Below are 16,244 nucleotides of genomic sequence, written 5' to 3'. Positions count from 1 at the left end.
GGAGACCTGGCCGGTTTTTTTTATACGCGCGTTCAGAACAGCAGCAGGCCGATAATAAAGAGCGGCGCTGAGAAGAGCAGGGCGGTCATACAGAACCCCATGATATCGCGCACTCCCAGCCCGGCAATGGCCAGCGCAGGCAGCGCCCAGAATGGCTGAGCCATATTCATCCACTGTTCTCCATAGGCGATAGCCATTACTGATTTGCCCATATCAGCGCCCAGCTCCTGAGCGGCCTGCATCACAAAGGGGCCCTGAATCACCCAGTGGCCGCCGCCGGAAGGTACCGCGAAATTGATTAATGCCGAGCTAAAAAAGGTCATCAGTGGAAAGGTGTCCTGACTGGAGATCCGAATAAAAAATTCGGTAATCAGGCCGCCGAGGCCGGAGTGTTCCATCATCAGTTGAATACCGGCATAGAAGGGGAACTGAATCAGGATCCCGGCAGTGCTGCGCGCCGCCACGACGGCGGCACGCATATAGGCCATTGGCGTGCCGTGCAGCAGCAGTCCGGCAATCATAAACATCAGATTGACGGTGTCGATCGTGATGTTAAAGCCGTGGCCGATAAACCAGATAACCAGAAAGGCGATACCGAGCGCGCCGATAATCAGCGCCAGCAGGCGGCTCTCTTCCAGACGTTCGGCAGGAGTCGCGTCGGTAGCCAGGGTCTTGCGGGTCGGGGCCTCTTCACGCAGCAGTTCGGGATCGATGGTTACCACCTGGTGCGGCGCGGGCATCATCATCCGGGTCACCAGCGGCATCACCACAATCAGTGCCAGGGTGATAAACAGATTAAAACCGGTAAACAGCGTCTGACTGACCGGTATCAGGCCGACGATGTGCTCCACCGGATTACCGGGTGTTGCCGCCAGCAGCGGCATCGAACCGGAAAAACCGCCGCCCCAGGTCAGAAAACCGATATAGGCGCAGGCGATCAGCAACGGATAATGGGAACCCGCTACCCGCCGCGCGACTTCCCGGGCGAACATGGCGCCGACCACCAGTCCGAATCCCCAGTTGATGATACAGGCGACGGAGCCGAAGAAGGTGACCAGCATCACACCCTGGGTCGGCGTTTTTGCCAGCGATGCGGTGCTGCGCAACAGGCGCCTGACCGGGCCGGAGCTGGCCAGCGCGTGGCCGGTCACTACAATCAGCGCCATCTGCATGCTGAACTCCAGCAGATTCCAGAAACCGTCGCCCCACATGCCTACCAGCGAAACCGGTGTGACGGGGGTCAGCCATAGCGCCAGCCCAAAGACCTGCAGGGTTAACAGCATGGCGAAAATGAGCGGATCGGGCAGCCAGCGGCTGACCAGACGCGTCATCAGGTATGAAATACGCCCGGGCATCAGGTTTCTCCTGTCAGTTTGCTGAAAAGCGGCGCCTGACTGCGGGCCACGTATGGGATGCAGCGTGGTAAATGTTAATTAATGGTTAAAGACTGTTTTATTAATTGTGTGATTCAGGCGGGCTTTGTCGACAGGCGGCAAAGTAAATCGGCCACAGGAATGGGAGTCCTGGCGTTGCGGGAGAAGGCGTTTGCGGATACCTTATCCGCATTCCTCCAGAGGTATTAAGGACGCCGGGGCCGCTTTGAAATATTTTGTCTCCTTTCGCACCACGCTGAAAGTTTCTCGCTATCTGTTTCGCGCGCTGGCGCTGCTGCTCTGGTTACTGATCGCGCTGTTCTCGGTATTTTACATCGTGAATGCGCTGCATGAGAAAGAGTCGGAGATTCGCCGCGAATTTAATCTGAGCTTCGATCAGGCCCAGCGCTATATCCAGCGCACCTCGGATGTCATGAAGGAACTGAAATACATTACCGAAAACCGTCTGGAAGGCGCCCGGCAGCCGCCGCTCCACAACAGCGACGATGAAACCGTTCAGACGCCCAATTTTGTGCCGCTGTTTGCGGATTCTGACTGCTCGGCGCTGGGCAACACCTGGCGTGGTTCGCTGCAGTCGTTGGCCTGGTTCCTGCGCTACTGGCGGGAAAATTTTTCGGCCGCTTACGATCTTAATCGGGTATTTCTGGTCGGCGGCGACAGCCAGTGCATGGCGGATTTCGGGCTACGAAACTTGCCACTGGAGCGCGAAGGGGCGCTGAAATCCCTGCACGATAAGGTGCTGAAGTATCGTAATACCCCGCAAAATGAACAGTCCAACAGTCTGTACTGGATAAGCCAGGGACCGCGCCCGGGGATCGGCTATTTCTATACTCTGACGCCGGTTTATCTGGCGAACCGCCTGCAGGCGCTGCTGGGCGTGGAGCAGACCATCCGGATGGAAAACTTCTTTACGCCGGGCAGTCTGCCGATGGGGGTTACCGTACTGGATGAAAACGGTCATCCGCTGTTTTCACTCACCGGCGATAGCGCTATTGTGCCAGACAGCCGCTGGGTGCAGGAGCGCGCCTGGTTTGGCTATACCTCCGGCTTTAAAGAGCTGATCCTGAAAAAGAATCTGCCACCTTCTTCACTGAGCGTGATCTATTCGGTGCCGGTGGATATGGTGCTGGAGCGCATCCGGATGCTGATTCTGAATGCGGTGCTGCTCAATGTGCTGGTGGGGATCGTACTCTTTACCCTGGCCCGCCTGTACGAGCGGCGGATCTTTATTCCGGCGGAATCCGACGCCCAGCGTCTGGAAGAGCACGAACAGTTTAACCGTAAGATCGTCGCCTCGGCGCCGGTGGGGATCTGCATTTTGCGTACCCAGGACGGCACCAATATCATCAGTAACGAGCTGGCTCACAACTACCTGAATATGCTGACGCCAGAAGACAGGCAGCGCCTGACCCAGATTATCTGCGGCCAGCAGGTCAACTTCGTGGACGTGCTGACCAGCGACAGTACCAATCTACAGATAAGCTTCGTACATTCGCGCTATCGCAACGAGAATGTGGCGATCTGCGTGCTGGTAGACGTCAGCGCCCGCGTGAAGATGGAAGAATCCCTGCAGGAGATGGCCCAGGCGGCGGAGCAGGCCAGTCAGTCGAAGTCGATGTTCCTGGCGACGGTCAGCCACGAACTGCGTACCCCGCTGTACGGTATTATCGGTAACCTGGATCTGTTACAGACCCGGGAGCTGCCGAAAGGGGTCGATCGGCTGGTCACGGCGATGAATAACTCCTCCAGCCTGCTACTGAAAATTATCAGCGATATCCTCGACTTCTCCAAAATCGAATCGGAGCAGTTGAAGATCGAACCGCGCGAGTTTTCGCCGCGTGAGGTGATGAGCCACGTGACGGCCAACTATCTGCCGCTGGTGGTGCGTAAGCAGCTCGGGCTCTACTGCTTTATTGAACCGGATGTCCCGCTGGTGCTGCGTGGTGACCCGATGCGTCTGCAGCAGGTGATCTCCAATCTGTTAAGTAACGCAATCAAGTTTACCGACGTGGGCTGCATTATTCTTCACGTCTCGGTGGATGACTGCTATCTGCGTTTCCGGGTTCGCGATACCGGGTTGGGAATCGCCGCTAAAGAGGTGGTGCGTCTGTTCGACCCCTTCTTCCAGGTGGGTACCGGCGTACAGCGCAACTTCCAGGGAACCGGTCTGGGGCTGGCGATTTGTGAAAAACTGGTCGGCATGATGGATGGTGATATCGCGGTGGATTCAGAGCCTGGCATTGGCAGTCAGTTCACCATCCGTATTCCGCTGTATGACGCGCGCTTTTTGATGCCAGAGGGCATTGAGGCACTGGAAAAGAGCTGTTGCTGGCTGGCGGTGCGCAACGCTTCACTGTACCACTATCTGGAGCGACTGCTCGGACGCCACGGCATTCCGGTCCAGCGCTATAACGGCGAAACGCCGGGCGAAGAGGACGTGCTACTGGTGGACGACGATCCGCATAATCAGTGGGCGGGCAGGGCGCAGGTGGTCTTCTGTCGGCGCCATATTGGCGCGCCGCTGGAGCGTGTCCCGGGCTGCTGGATTCACAGCGTCTCCTCGCCCCATGAACTGGTTGCGCTGTTGGGCCGTATCTTTAGCGTAGAGGTGCAGCACGAGGGGGGGGCGCCGGAGCTACCGGCACCGGATACCATTCGCGAGCAGAATGACGATATGATGATTCTGGTGGTGGACGATCATCCGATTAACCGCCGCCTGCTGGCGGATCAGCTGGCCTTGCTGGGCTATCCGTGTCTGACCGCTAACGACGGGGTGGATGCGCTGAATGTTTTGAGCAAGAACCATATCGATATCGTCCTCAGCGACGTCAATATGCCCAATATGGACGGCTATCGTCTGACTCAGCGAATTCGCCAGCTGGGGTTGACGCTGCCGGTGGTTGGGGTAACGGCGAATGCGCTGGCGGAAGAGAAGCAGCGCTGCATTGAGTCGGGAATGGATAGCTGCCTGTCGAAGCCGGTGACGCTGGATATTATCAGGCAGACCCTGGCGCTTTATGCTGAGCGGGTGCGTAGTACCCGGGAATAAAAAAGCTCTCCGTAAGGAGAGCTTTTTTACCGGAGCATGTTGTTACTCTTTATCGGCGGGCGTCAGGCTGACCGAAGAGAGATAGTTCAGCAGGGCGATGTCGTTATCAACGCCCAGCTTCATCATGGCCGATTTCTTCTGGCTACTGATGGTTTTAATACTGCGGTTCAGCTTGCGGGCAATCTCCGTGACCAGGAAGCCCTCGGCGAACAGGCGCAGTACCTCGCTCTCCTTCGGAGAGAGACGCTTGTCGCCATAGCCGCCGGCGCTGATTTTTTCCAGCAGGCGGGAAACGCTCTCCGGGGTAAACTTCTTCCCTTTTTGCAGCGCGGCCAGAGCCTTCGGCAGATCGGTCGGGGCGCCTTGCTTAAGGACGATCCCTTCGATATCCAGATCCAGCACGGCGCTGAGAATAGCCGGGTTGTTGTTCATCGTCAGAACGATGATCGAAAGATTAGGGAAGTGGCGCTTGATGTACTTAATGAGCGTAATGCCATCGCCATATTTATCGCCCGGCATGGAGAGATCGGTGATCAGCACATGCGCGTCAAGTTTCGGCAGGTTGTTGATTAAAGCTGTGGAATCTTCAAACTCACCGACAACGTTCACCCACTCAATCTGCTCAAGAGACTTGCGGATGCCAAACAGTACGATCGGATGATCGTCGGCAATAATTACGTTCATGTTGTTCATGTAATAGGCTACCTTGCTATGCTACAGCAAACTTTTGACATAACTGTCAATCTCGCTGATACATTTCTCTATGGCCGGCGCATCTTTCTCACGAATATGATGTTCCAGCGTTTCACATAACTGCTTGCCGGGTACCAGATTAAGCATGGCAAACACCCCTTTAAGGCGGTGAGCCGTCTGTGCCAGCGAAGCAAAATCGTCCGTTGCTGACTCAGTATACAGCCTCTTTACATCATCCGGTACTGTATCGACAAAGAGCGCGTAATAGCCACTGGCGTGGAGTTGAGCGCTTTCATCGCTGATGGGCGATGCCGTTTCAGTTACGGTTTCCTGTGCCAGTTGCTCTTCTATTAGTTGTAGCACTGCTTCCTGCATGGCATGACTAATATTAAAGTTAACGCGGTACTGGCCTGGGCCGAGTTTCCGCATTCCTGGCTCATCATCGCTTAAAAGTATGCCTGAATCTGTAAGATTAGACGGATTATCAGTCAAAAAGAGATCAAAGTCTTGACTGGTCGTTTTTTCATCTGGCGTGACGCAGGTGGCGCCCCAGCTTTCCAGCTTACGTACCACGATGTTGCGGACCTCGTTCGCCGTGATGTCCACCAGGGCTATCACATCGTCCAGCAGGCCTTCATCCTGCTCTTCCGTGGTTTCGCTGAGCTGTTGGGGCATGCTGACGTGCAGACTGTAACGGGTGCCCAGTCCTTCCCGGGTTTTAATATTGAGATGCCCGTCCAACTGGCGCGCCAGTTGGTTACACAGCCAGAAGGTCAGGCCGTCGGCCGTGTCGAAATCATCTTCGCTGGTCGCATTGCGGAACGGAAAGTGCAGATTGTCGATCTCGCCGCGTGCGATCCCTTCCCCGGTGTCCATCACCCGGAACAGGAGGCGGTCTTCTGAGCCCTCTTCGGCGCTGATCTCCAGAGTAATCTTGCCGATAGGAGTGGTGACGATGGCATATTGCAGCAGCATCAGCAGGATCTGACGCAGGGCTTCGCGATCGCCGTGCCGCTCGTCGTTTGCCGCCAGGCAGTTATTGGTCAACAGCTGTAGCCCTTTGCGGCGAATGGCAGGCAGTACTTCCGGCACTACATCATCAATCAACGATTGCAGGGTAAAACTTTGGTTATGCGGCTTCCAGCCGCCATCTTCCAGCAGCGTCGCCAGTTGAATTTCGTCGACCAGCCGCACCAGGCGTTGAGCATCATCCACCAGAGCGCGGCGTGGTTCATCGGCAAGCATCGCTGCCTTATCCGCCAGCTGATTTACCGGGCGCTTCAGCGCGTTGCTGATGTGCTTCATAAACTCTGCGCGTCCGCTCTGGTTGCGTTCATACAGCAACTGAGCCTGGCGCAGTTTCTTGTTCACCAGAATCTCTTTGTCCTGATCGCGAATCACAAAGATCTGCAGGCGAGGGGCTATCTGGCTGCGGAACAGGCGAATTTCGTAAAGCTCGTTGTTGACCGTCGCCTGAATCACCCCCTGATGCTGATCCGCCATAGAGGCAATGTTCTGCAGGTTCAAATGGGGCAACAGATGATCGGCCGTCGGGTTGCTGATTAGCGTGCGGCGGGATTCCGGGTCCCAGGCCAGTAACCCGAGAGGAAGCTGGGCGACGATCTCTTCATTGAGCGCCCGCAGGGTTTGCAGTTCGCCGCTGGCGGCGCTGCTCTCTTCCTGGCGCGGCGCCGGGTTGCGGAAGGTGGTGTAACCGAATAGCGCCAGTGCCAGCAGGCCGATATTCAGCAGCAGGGGCAATAAGATGTTCTGCAGGGTGTCGGTTAACAGTGAACCGAAGGGAACCTGCCAGACCAGCTTCAGGTGGGTGCTGGTCAGCGGGGCCACAATTTCCAGCCGGGTGCCATTAAAGGTGACGGCTACGCTGTCCCTGGCCTCTTTCTCCTGTCCGCTGGCGCTGACGGCGTCATCATCCGGGTCCAGCCGGAAGTTTTCCAGCGGCATGCCCGGCGGGATCAGATCGTTGATTGGTAGATCGAAGGCCACCACCGTTGCCAGGTGGCCCGGCTGGTTAAAGGTGGTGCGCAGCGTAAAGTAGTAGCCGTTCTGCCATGCCAGACGACGCAGCGGCGAAAAGCTTTCGCGTTCGTCCAGGGCGTTAGCCTGCTGGAGCATTTCGGCCCGTCGTGAATCGACAATACTGCTGACGCCGGACTCTTTTAGCCCGGTGGAGAGATCCTTAAGCGGCAGCGTGGATACCAGGATCAAACTGTTGTCCTGGCCATTAAGGTAGTACATCGACCAGGGGGTAGATTCTGCGCCCCACAGGGTATCGAGATAGCTGGAGATACGCTGGGTCATCTCCAGTGTAGTGCTGTCATGGGAGCCGAAAATCAGTGCTTCCGTCTTACGGCGCGGCTTTTCCAGATACCAGACATCCTGACGCAGACGGGTTTCCTGCAAATTATCGCTGCCTTCGCCGGAAGAGGGCGGCGTGGCGATATTGTCGTAGATTTGCCATGTGGCGTAGCGCCAGGTATCGACCCGCTTATGCAGCGCCCGGGTGATATCGGCGACCTGATAACTTTTACTCTTCAGCCAGGCGTTAACGGAGCTCTGAACCATCACTCCCATAGAGACCAGAAGGACGATGATCAATAGCAGAAAGAAGCGGGTAATGCTGCCCGGCATAAGGGAAAATTTATTGGGGCTCATAGCGTCAGATTGACTCATTATTCCGGTGTAATCCTGCGGCCCCTGGCCGTTGGTTAGTGGATGAAGATATCAATGGCGCGCAACAGACCGCGCAAATGCCAAAAGCATACCGGGAAAAGGGGCTGGCGTCATCGCCAATCAGGGCGCCGACGGCGCGAAATATCACAAAAAACGGGCGAATAATAGCGCGAGACAGCGCTGGCAATGATGAAAAACTGGCGGCCCGATGAGATGATGAGACAGTGAAAGGGCGTCATTTTTTAGACTGGCGTAATAAACCAAAAGGAAATATTTAACTCGAGTAATTAATTTGGATGCAGTTTATCTCAATAAGACATTGATTGAAGTTTAAACAATTTCTGGGTTTTGCGACAGGTGTAACCTTGTTAACATAAATAAAGGTAAATTTAAGTAAAGAGGAAATAAAAAAAACCGGATCGAAGATCCGGTTTAAATAGGGATAAACGGACATTCAGAACTGAATGACGGTAATAAATAAAGTTAATGATGATAGCGACAGTGATTCTATATTTGAATGGCGTCACTGTTTTGACAATCAGTGCTTAACCCTTTCTCTACTGGGATGAGAAGTATCTGTTGCCTGTTATTGCAGGGCTTTCTTAACCTTTGATGCGCTGTTTTTTGCTTAATGTGCGGAAAAAAAGTTCCCCGTAATTTACATTTAGTTACATCTGTGGTGCAGACCGAAACATCTAAAAAGTTTTAGTATCATAATCCCATTGGATTATTCCGTATTTGTTTTACACAATGGGTTGCCGGCTGATTATGAGGGTAATCAGCAAGCAGTGGCAAATTACCTGAATTATTTGGTTTGCATCGTGCGGCAGGCATTCACAAATCGGCTTTAAAGCGATGAAAAAAGCCAGCTGCACAGCGCCGGGCCTCTGAGGGGGGCTCGCAATACCCGGTCGCCCTTTACGGTTTTGCGATTGGGGGGCGCGCTGAGATGTCGCCAGGAATGAGGGTAAAAAAGGCATATAACAGAGGGTTAATATAATGAAACTGAAAGTTCTGTCCCTGCTGGTTCCAGCTCTGCTGGTAGCAGGTACCGCGCACGCGGCCGAAATCTACAATAAAGACGGAAACAAGCTGGATCTTTACGGGAAAGTCGACGCTGAACACTACTTCTCCGATGACGACGGTGCTGATGGCGATCAGACCTATATGCGTATCGGCTTCAAAGGCGAAACCCAGGTTAACGACCAGGTAACCGGCTATGGTCAGTGGGAATATCAGATTCAGGGTAATACCGATGAAGATTCTAATGATGCCTGGACCCGTGTGGCCTTTGCCGGTCTGCGCGTAGGTGACGCCGGCTCTCTGGACTATGGCCGTAACTACGGTGTTATCTATGATATTGGCGCCTGGACCGACGTACTGCCGGAATTTGGCGGTGACACTTACGGTTCTGATAACTTCCTGATGTCCCGTGCTAACGGCGTTCTGACCTACCGTAACAGCGACTTCTTCGGCCTGGTGGACGGTCTGAACTTTGCCCTGCAGTATCAGGGTAAAAACGGCAGCGCCCGCGGTGAAGACTTCGATGGTCGTAAACTGCAGAAGCAGAACGGTGACGGTTACGGTCTGTCTGCGACCTACGATCTGGGCTCTGGCTTCGCCATCGGTGGCGCCATGTCCTCCTCCAAGCGCACCTGGGATCAAAACAACCTGACTCCTTATGGCAACGGCGACCATGCTGAAGCCTACACCGGTGGTATTAAGTACGACGCCAACAACATCTACCTGGCGGCCATGTACACCCAGAACTACAACACTGCCCGCTTCGGTGGTCGTGATAATGATATCTACGGCTTTGCTAACAAAGCGCAGAACTTTGAAGTGGTTGCTCAGTACCAGTTCGACTTCGGTCTGCGTCCGTCTATTGCCTACCTGCAGTCGAAAGGTAAGGACATTGAAGGCTGGGGCGACCAGGATCTCGTGAAATACGTGGATGTGGGCGCAACCTACTACTTCAACAAAAACTTCTCCACCTTCGTGGATTACAAAATCAACCTGATCGACAGCAACGACTTTACCCGTGCCGCGGGTATTGGTACCGACGACATCGTTGCGCTGGGTATGGTTTACCAGTTCTAAAAAAACATTTGCGCGTCACCAGAGGGTCCTTCGGGGCCCTTTTTTTATCTGTTAGCTAAACCACCGACCGCCGACTGCCACAACGAACCGCTTTTGTTGTACCCTTGCTTGCGCATGTAACCAGAGGAAAGAAAAATGGATCTGACGCTGATGCGACGCGCGCTGCTGGTGGCGGCCGTAGCGCTGGTGGCGGGCTGCGACAACGCGCCGCAAAAAACGGCATCGAAAGGGCTGGTGCTGGAAGGTAAAACCATGGGGACTTACTGGCGTGCCAGTCTGGCCGACGTTAAGCCGGGGCGCGGCGCGGAACTGCGCCAGAAAATCCAGGCCCAGCTGGATGCCGACGATCGGCTGCTCTCGACCTGGAAGCCGGACTCGGCCCTGTCGCGCTTTAATCAGTCGCGATCCATCGCCCCCTGGCCGGTGGATGAAGCGATGAGCGATATCGTCACGCTGTCGCTGCGTATCGGGGCTAAGACCGATGGCGCCATGGATGTGACCGTCGGCCCGTTGGTGAATCTGTGGGGATTCGGCCCGGATAAGCAGCCGGTACAGACGCCGACTCAGACGCAGATTGACGCCGCCCGGGCGCAAACCGGCCTTAACCACCTGAAGGTGATTAACGCGTCAGGCCGACAGTGGCTACAGAAGGATCTGCCGGAACTCTATGTGGATCTCTCCACCGTCGGTGAAGGCTATGCCGCCGATCATCTGGCGCGCCTGATGGAACAACAGGGCATCAGCCGCTATCTGGTTTCGGTGGGCGGAGCGGTCGTGACCCGGGGCACTAACCCGGAAGGGCGGTCATGGCGGGTCGCAATTCAGAAACCGACCGATAAAGAGAACGCCGCTCAGGCGGTTGTCGATCTCAACGGTCACGGAATCAGCACTTCCGGCAGCTATCGCAACTACTATGAGCTGGACGGTAAACGGATTTCCCATGTGATCGATCCCACCACCGGCCGCCCGATTCAGCATAAGCTGGTGTCGGCCACGGTCATTGCGCCGACGGCGCTGGAAGCCGACGGCTGGGACACCGGGTTGATGGTGCTGGGCACCGAGAAAGCAAAGCAGGTCGCGCAGAAAGAGGGGCTGGCGGTTTATCTGATTGTCAAAGAGGAAAAGGGATTCTCTACCTGGATGTCGCCGCAGTTTAAAACTTTCCTGCTGAGCGAATAAAATTAAAAAGCAAGAAACCGGGTTTTTAGTGGGGAGCTGGCTGGCACAGTAGCGGAAAACCTGAACATAAGGAGTCCGTTATGACCGAATACATCACCGATGAATGCCGCTGGCAGGCGCTTCAGGCGCGGGATTCGGCGGCGGATGGTCACTTCGTCTTTGCCGTGATCACCACCGGCATTTTCTGTCGCCCCTCCTGTCGTGCGCGTCATCCTCTACGGCGCAACGTTCGCTTCTTCGGGGATGCCGCTAAAGCGGCGGAGGCAGGCTTTCGCCCCTGCAAACGCTGTCAGCCGGACAGAGAGGATGCCCGGGCGCGGCAGCGGGAGCGAATTATCGAGGCCTGCCGCCTGCTGGAGCGCAGCGAAACGCCGCTGACGCTCGAAAAACTCGCACGCCAGGTGGCGATGAGTCCGTACCATTTTCATCGTCTGTTTAAAGCTATGACCGGCCTGACCCCCCGGGCCTGGCAGCAGGCCCGCCGCGCCAGCAAGGTGCGCGAGGCGCTGGCGTCCGGGCAGGAGGTGACCCGGGCGCTTTACGATGCCGGCTATCCTTCCGGTAGCAGCTTTTATCAGCAGGCGGATGCCGCGCTGGGGATGACGGCGCGTCAGTATCGCCAGGGCGGCGAGCGGGCCGATATTCGCTATGCCCTGACGCACTGTCAGCTGGGAGCGCTGCTGGTGGCGGAAAGCGCACGCGGTATCTGCGCCATTCTGCCGGGGGACGAGCCTCAAAGCCTGGTGGCGGAGCTGACGCAGATGTTCCCCCGGGCACGGTTGGATGCCGACGATCGCGGTTTTGCACAACGGGTCGCCCAGGTGGTGAGCTGGCTGGACAGGCCTGAAGGCGCCTTCGCGCTGCCGCTGGACTTACAGGGCACCGCGTTTCAACGTCAGGTGTGGCAGGCGCTACGCAGTATTCCCGCTGGCGCCACCCTGAGCTACCAGGCGCTTGCTGCGCGTATCGGGCGACCGCAGGCCACCCGGGCGGTGGCTGGCGCCTGCGCCGCGAACCGACTGGCGGTGGTGATCCCCTGCCATCGTATTATTCGCCAGGATGGCGCGCTCTCTGGCTACCGCTGGGGCGTGGCCCGTAAGCGACTGCTACTGGCGCGGGAAGCCGAACAGGAGGAGTAACGATGCTCAGTCTTTTTGACGGTGAAGCTCCCTGGCAGGAGCCGCTGGGGCCGGGGGCGATGATTCTGCGCCGTTTTGCCAGCGCGCAGGCGCAGTCATTGCTGCAGGCGATTGAACAGGTGGCGACAGACTCTCCTTTCCGCCAGATGGTGACGCCGGGGGGATACCGCATGTCGGTGGCGATGACCAGCTGCGGCCCGCTGGGCTGGGTGAGCAGTCCTCAGGGCTATCGCTATGCCGAATGCGATCCCTTAAATCATCGTCCCTGGCCTGCCATGCCCGAAGCCCTGCGGCGGCTGGCTGAAACCGCAGCCTTCGACGCGGGTTACCCGGAGTTCCGCCCGGATGCCTGTCTGATCAACCGCTATGCTCCCGGGGCGAAGCTGTCGCTGCATCAGGATAAAGATGAACGCGATCTTAGCGCCCCTATTGTTTCGGTGTCGCTGGGGTTGCCGGCCATTTTCCAGTTTGGCGGCGCTAAGCGTCACGATCCGCTGCGCCGCTTTTTACTGGAACATGGCGATGTGGTGGTGTGGGGAGGTCCGTCGCGCCTGTGGTATCACGGTATTCAGCCCTTAAAACCGGGCCATCATCCTGCTACGGGGGAATGCCGCTATAATCTGACCTTTCGTCGGGTCGCGCAAAGCGAGTAAAAATAAGAATTATTCTTGCCGTCTGGCGCCAGCCGTTTAAACTGCCCGCTGATTTAGCGTCGTTGTGGATTGATGGTTTATGAAACTTCTCTTTGTCGTCTGGCGCCAGTATCGCTGGCCCTTTCTGATGGTGATGGCGTTAAGCCTCGCCAGCGCCGCATTAGGCATTGGACTTATTGCTTTTATCAATCTGCGCCTCATCGAAACGGTGGATCGCTCGCTGTCGATACTGCCGGAATTTCTTGGGCTGTTGCTGCTGCTGATTGTTGTCACTCTGGGCTCCCAGTTAGCGCTTACTACCCTGGGGCACCACTTTGTTTACCGGCTACGTAGCGAATTTATTAAACGGATTCTGGATACTCACGTCGAGCGCCTGGAGCAGTTAGGCAGTGCTTCGCTACTGGCGGGGCTGACCAGCGACGTGCGGGCCATTACCATCGCCTTTGTGCGCCTGCCGGAGCTGGTGCAGGGAATTATTCTGACGGTGGGCTGTGCGGCTTATCTGGCCTGGCTATCGCCCACCATGCTGTTTGCCACCGCCGCCTGGGTGGTGGTGACCATTATCGGCGGCTGGCTGCTGGTCTCCCGGGTTTATCGCCATATGGCGATTCTGCGTGAAACCGAAGACAAGCTCTACAACGACTACCAGACGGTGCTGGAGGGATGCAAGGAGCTGACCCTGAATCGCGAACGCGCCGCGGATATCTACCAGAATACCTATATTCCCGATGCCAAAGAGTACCGGCACCATATTATCCGGGCCGATACCTTCCATCTTAGCGCTCTTAACTGGTCCAACATTATGATGCTGGGGGCTATCGGCCTGGTCTTCTGGATGGCCAACAGTCTGGGCTGGGCCGACACCAATGTGGCTGCGACTTACTCCCTGACGCTGCTGTTCCTGCGCACCCCGATGCTTTCTGCCGTAGGGGCGCTTCCGACGCTACTTGCCGCCGAGGTGGCCTTTAATAAATTGAACCGCTTTGAGCTGGAGGCGTATCGTGAAAGCTTCCAGCATCCCCGGGCGCCTGAAGCATGGCAGACTCTGGAGCTGCGCGATGTGGTCTTTACCTATGGGGAAGGGGGCTTCACCGTCGGGCCGCTTAACCTGACCATTCAACGCGGCGAGCTGCTGTTCCTGATTGGCGGCAACGGCAGCGGCAAGTCGACCCTGGCGATGCTGTTAACCGGGCTGTACCGGCCGGTTTCCGGTTCGCTGTGTCTGGATGGCAGGCCGCTTGCCGCAGAGGATATGGAGGCCTGGCGTAGCCTGTTCTCGGCGGTCTTTACCGATGTCAGTCTGTTCGAGAGGCTGCTGGGGCCGGAAGGTCAGAGCGCGGATCCGGCGCTGGTGGAGCAGTGGCTGGCGCGTCTGCAGATGGAAAATAAGCTAAGGCTGGACGACGGACGCATCCTGAACCTGAAGCTTTCCAAAGGGCAGAAGAAGCGGGTGGCGCTGTTGCTGGCTATTGTGGAACAGCGCGATGTTATTCTGCTGGATGAATGGGCCGCGGATCAGGATCCTCACTTTCGCCGTGAGTTTTACCAGGTGCTGCTGCCGCTGATGCAGCAGATGGGGAAAACCGTGTTCGCCATCAGTCACGACGATCACTACTTTGTGCATGCCGATCGCCTGCTGGAGATGCGTCAGGGGCAACTGAGCGAGCTGGTGGGCGAAGATCGCGAACACGCCAGCCGTGATGCGGTGGCCCGTACCGGCAGTTAATCAACCACGATTGCGCACTATTCCAGCGAACGATCGCTTTTTTTACGCCAGAACAGCGCGATATGGCGGTCGTTTATTATTATTTACAGAGCCTGCCAGTATGCTTGCTGCCTTCCCGTACGGGAAGGCGCGATTGAGTTAATGTTTCCAGGGATGTCGAGTTATGACCGCGACTGTTAAATACAGTATTCAAGAGCGTGCCGCAGACCGGGCGCGCATTCGCTATCTGCTCTCCGAAGGGGAAGAGGTCACCGAAGCGATACTGGGTAAACCCGGTCCCGTGGATGAGCATGACGCACAGCGGTTACATGACGATATTGATGAAGTCACCCAGTTGGCCCGCCGTCTTCCCGAGCCCGACCTGGCCGATACCCTTGAAGCGCTGCCTTCTGAAGAGCGTCACGCCCTGTGGCGCCTGGTGGGGGAAGAGAAACGCGGTAAGGTGCTGCACGAGGTTTCTGAGCACGTCTGGGAAGATCTGATCGATGAGATGAGCGACCGCGACCTGCTACGGGTGCTCAGTACCCTGGATATCGACGAACAGATTTACCTGGCCCAGCGCCTGCCCCGCGACCTGACAGGCCGCCTGCTGGCAACCCTGTCACCGGAAGAGCGGGCCCGAGTGGGGCAGGTGCTGCGCTATGAAAAAGGCAGCGTCGGCGCCATCATGGAGTTCGAGGTCATCACGGTCCGCGCTGAGATCACCCTGGCCACGGTACAGCGCTACCTGCGGCGTTTGGGCAAAATGCCGGAAAACACCGACAAACTCTTTGTCACCACCCGGGATATGACGCTGCTGGGTGAGCTGGAGTTGACCACTATTCTGCTGCACCGCCCCCAGACCCGGGTGGAAGAGGTGATGGAGAAAAACCCCGTCACCTTTATTCCGACCGACCCGGATGAAGAAGCGGCGCGCACCTTTGAACGAGACAACCTGGTCAGTGCCGCGGTGGTCGATCACCAGGGTAAGCTGATGGGGCGTCTGACGGTTGATGAAATAGTCGATGTGGTTATCGAAGAGACCGACAGCGGCCTGCGCCGGATGGGGGGGATCAGCGCGGAAGAGGATGTCTTCGCACCGGTAGGCAAGGCGGTAAAATCCCGCTGGGCCTGGCTTGCCATTAACCTCTGCACCGCGTTTATCGCTTCAAGGGTAATCGATGGTTTTGAACATACCATCTCCCAACTGGTGGCGCTGGCCTCGCTGATGCCCATCGTGGCCGGTATTGGCGGCAACACCGGTAATCAGACCATCACCATGATTGTACGCTCCCTGGCGCTTCAGCACATTCAGCCTGGCAACTTCGGTTTTCTGCTGGGGCGTGAAATGGGCGTGGCGTTAATCAATGGCCTGGTGTGGGGCGGCATTATGGGCATCGTAACCTGGCTGCTGTACGACGATATGGCGCTGGGAGCGGTAATGACGCTGGCGATGGTGCTGAATCTGCTGGTTGCGGCGGTGATGGGCGTTATTGTGCCGATGGTGATGGTGCGACTCGGGCGCGATCCTGCCGTGGGTTCCAGCGTGATGATTACCGCGATTACCGATACCGGCGGTTTCTTTATTTTCCTGGGGCTGGCGACGCTGTTCCTGATGTAAACCGGAGCGCCGCCAGC

Annotated in this window: 10 protein-coding genes; 7 read left to right on the top strand and 3 right to left on the bottom strand. The window is 56.7% G+C overall.

The window, feature by feature from the left end; translation table 11 throughout:
- Positions 1 to 32: 32 nt before the first annotated feature.
- Positions 33 to 1,355, bottom strand: coding sequence for a TIGR00366 family protein (locus tag FEM41_RS22135; protein WP_138098510.1), 1,323 nt, complete (start codon positions 1,353 to 1,355; stop codon positions 33 to 35).
- 244 nt (positions 1,356 to 1,599) lie between these two features.
- Between FEM41_RS22135 and rcsC the strand changes: the two genes are divergently transcribed.
- Positions 1,600 to 4,443, top strand: coding sequence for a two-component system sensor histidine kinase RcsC (gene rcsC / locus FEM41_RS22130; protein ID WP_138098508.1), 2,844 nt, complete (start codon positions 1,600 to 1,602; stop codon positions 4,441 to 4,443).
- A gap of 42 nt (positions 4,444 to 4,485) precedes the next feature.
- Here rcsC and rcsB read toward each other — a convergent pair whose 3' ends face one another.
- Positions 4,486 to 5,136 (bottom strand): response regulator transcription factor RcsB, encoded by a 651-nt coding sequence (rcsB, locus tag FEM41_RS22125; protein ID WP_138098506.1) that lies wholly within the window; start codon positions 5,134 to 5,136, stop codon positions 4,486 to 4,488.
- Between the two features lie 21 nt (positions 5,137 to 5,157).
- Positions 5,158 to 7,830, bottom strand: coding sequence for a phosphotransferase RcsD (rcsD, locus tag FEM41_RS22120; protein WP_138098504.1), 2,673 nt, complete (start codon positions 7,828 to 7,830; stop codon positions 5,158 to 5,160).
- Between the two features lie 999 nt (positions 7,831 to 8,829).
- Between rcsD and FEM41_RS22115 the strand changes: the two genes are divergently transcribed.
- From FEM41_RS22115 to mgtE, 6 genes are all read left to right on the top strand, one after another.
- Positions 8,830 to 9,930 (top strand): porin OmpC, encoded by a 1,101-nt coding sequence (locus FEM41_RS22115; RefSeq protein ID WP_138098502.1) that lies wholly within the window; start codon positions 8,830 to 8,832, stop codon positions 9,928 to 9,930.
- A gap of 135 nt (positions 9,931 to 10,065) precedes the next feature.
- A complete protein-coding gene (gene apbE / locus FEM41_RS22110; RefSeq protein ID WP_138098500.1) occupies positions 10,066 to 11,109 on the top strand; it encodes an FAD:protein FMN transferase ApbE in 1,044 nt (347 codons plus the stop codon).
- A gap of 80 nt (positions 11,110 to 11,189) precedes the next feature.
- A complete protein-coding gene (gene ada, locus FEM41_RS22105) occupies positions 11,190 to 12,248 on the top strand; it encodes a bifunctional DNA-binding transcriptional regulator/O6-methylguanine-DNA methyltransferase Ada (RefSeq protein WP_138098498.1) in 1,059 nt (352 codons plus the stop codon).
- Between the two features lie 2 nt (positions 12,249 to 12,250).
- Entirely contained in the window at positions 12,251 to 12,901 is a 651-nt protein-coding gene (gene alkB, locus FEM41_RS22100) for a DNA oxidative demethylase AlkB (protein ID WP_138098495.1), read from the top strand.
- 79 nt (positions 12,902 to 12,980) lie between these two features.
- The gene (locus tag FEM41_RS22095) at positions 12,981 to 14,627 is read left to right on the top strand and encodes a multidrug ABC transporter permease/ATP-binding protein (protein WP_138098493.1); all 1,647 of its coding nucleotides are present in this window, start codon (positions 12,981 to 12,983) and stop codon (positions 14,625 to 14,627) included.
- A 163-nt stretch (positions 14,628 to 14,790) separates the two neighbouring features.
- Positions 14,791 to 16,227, top strand: a complete 1,437-nt coding sequence (gene mgtE / locus FEM41_RS22090; RefSeq protein WP_138098491.1) for a magnesium transporter — start codon at positions 14,791 to 14,793, stop codon at positions 16,225 to 16,227.
- Positions 16,228 to 16,244: the final 17 nt, after the last annotated feature.

The organism is Jejubacter calystegiae (assembly GCF_005671395.1).
GTDB classification, from domain to species: Bacteria; Pseudomonadota; Gammaproteobacteria; order Enterobacterales; family Enterobacteriaceae; genus Jejubacter; species Jejubacter calystegiae.
Note: the sequence above shows the minus strand (reverse complement) of the source record. Positions and strands in the feature narration are given on the sequence as shown.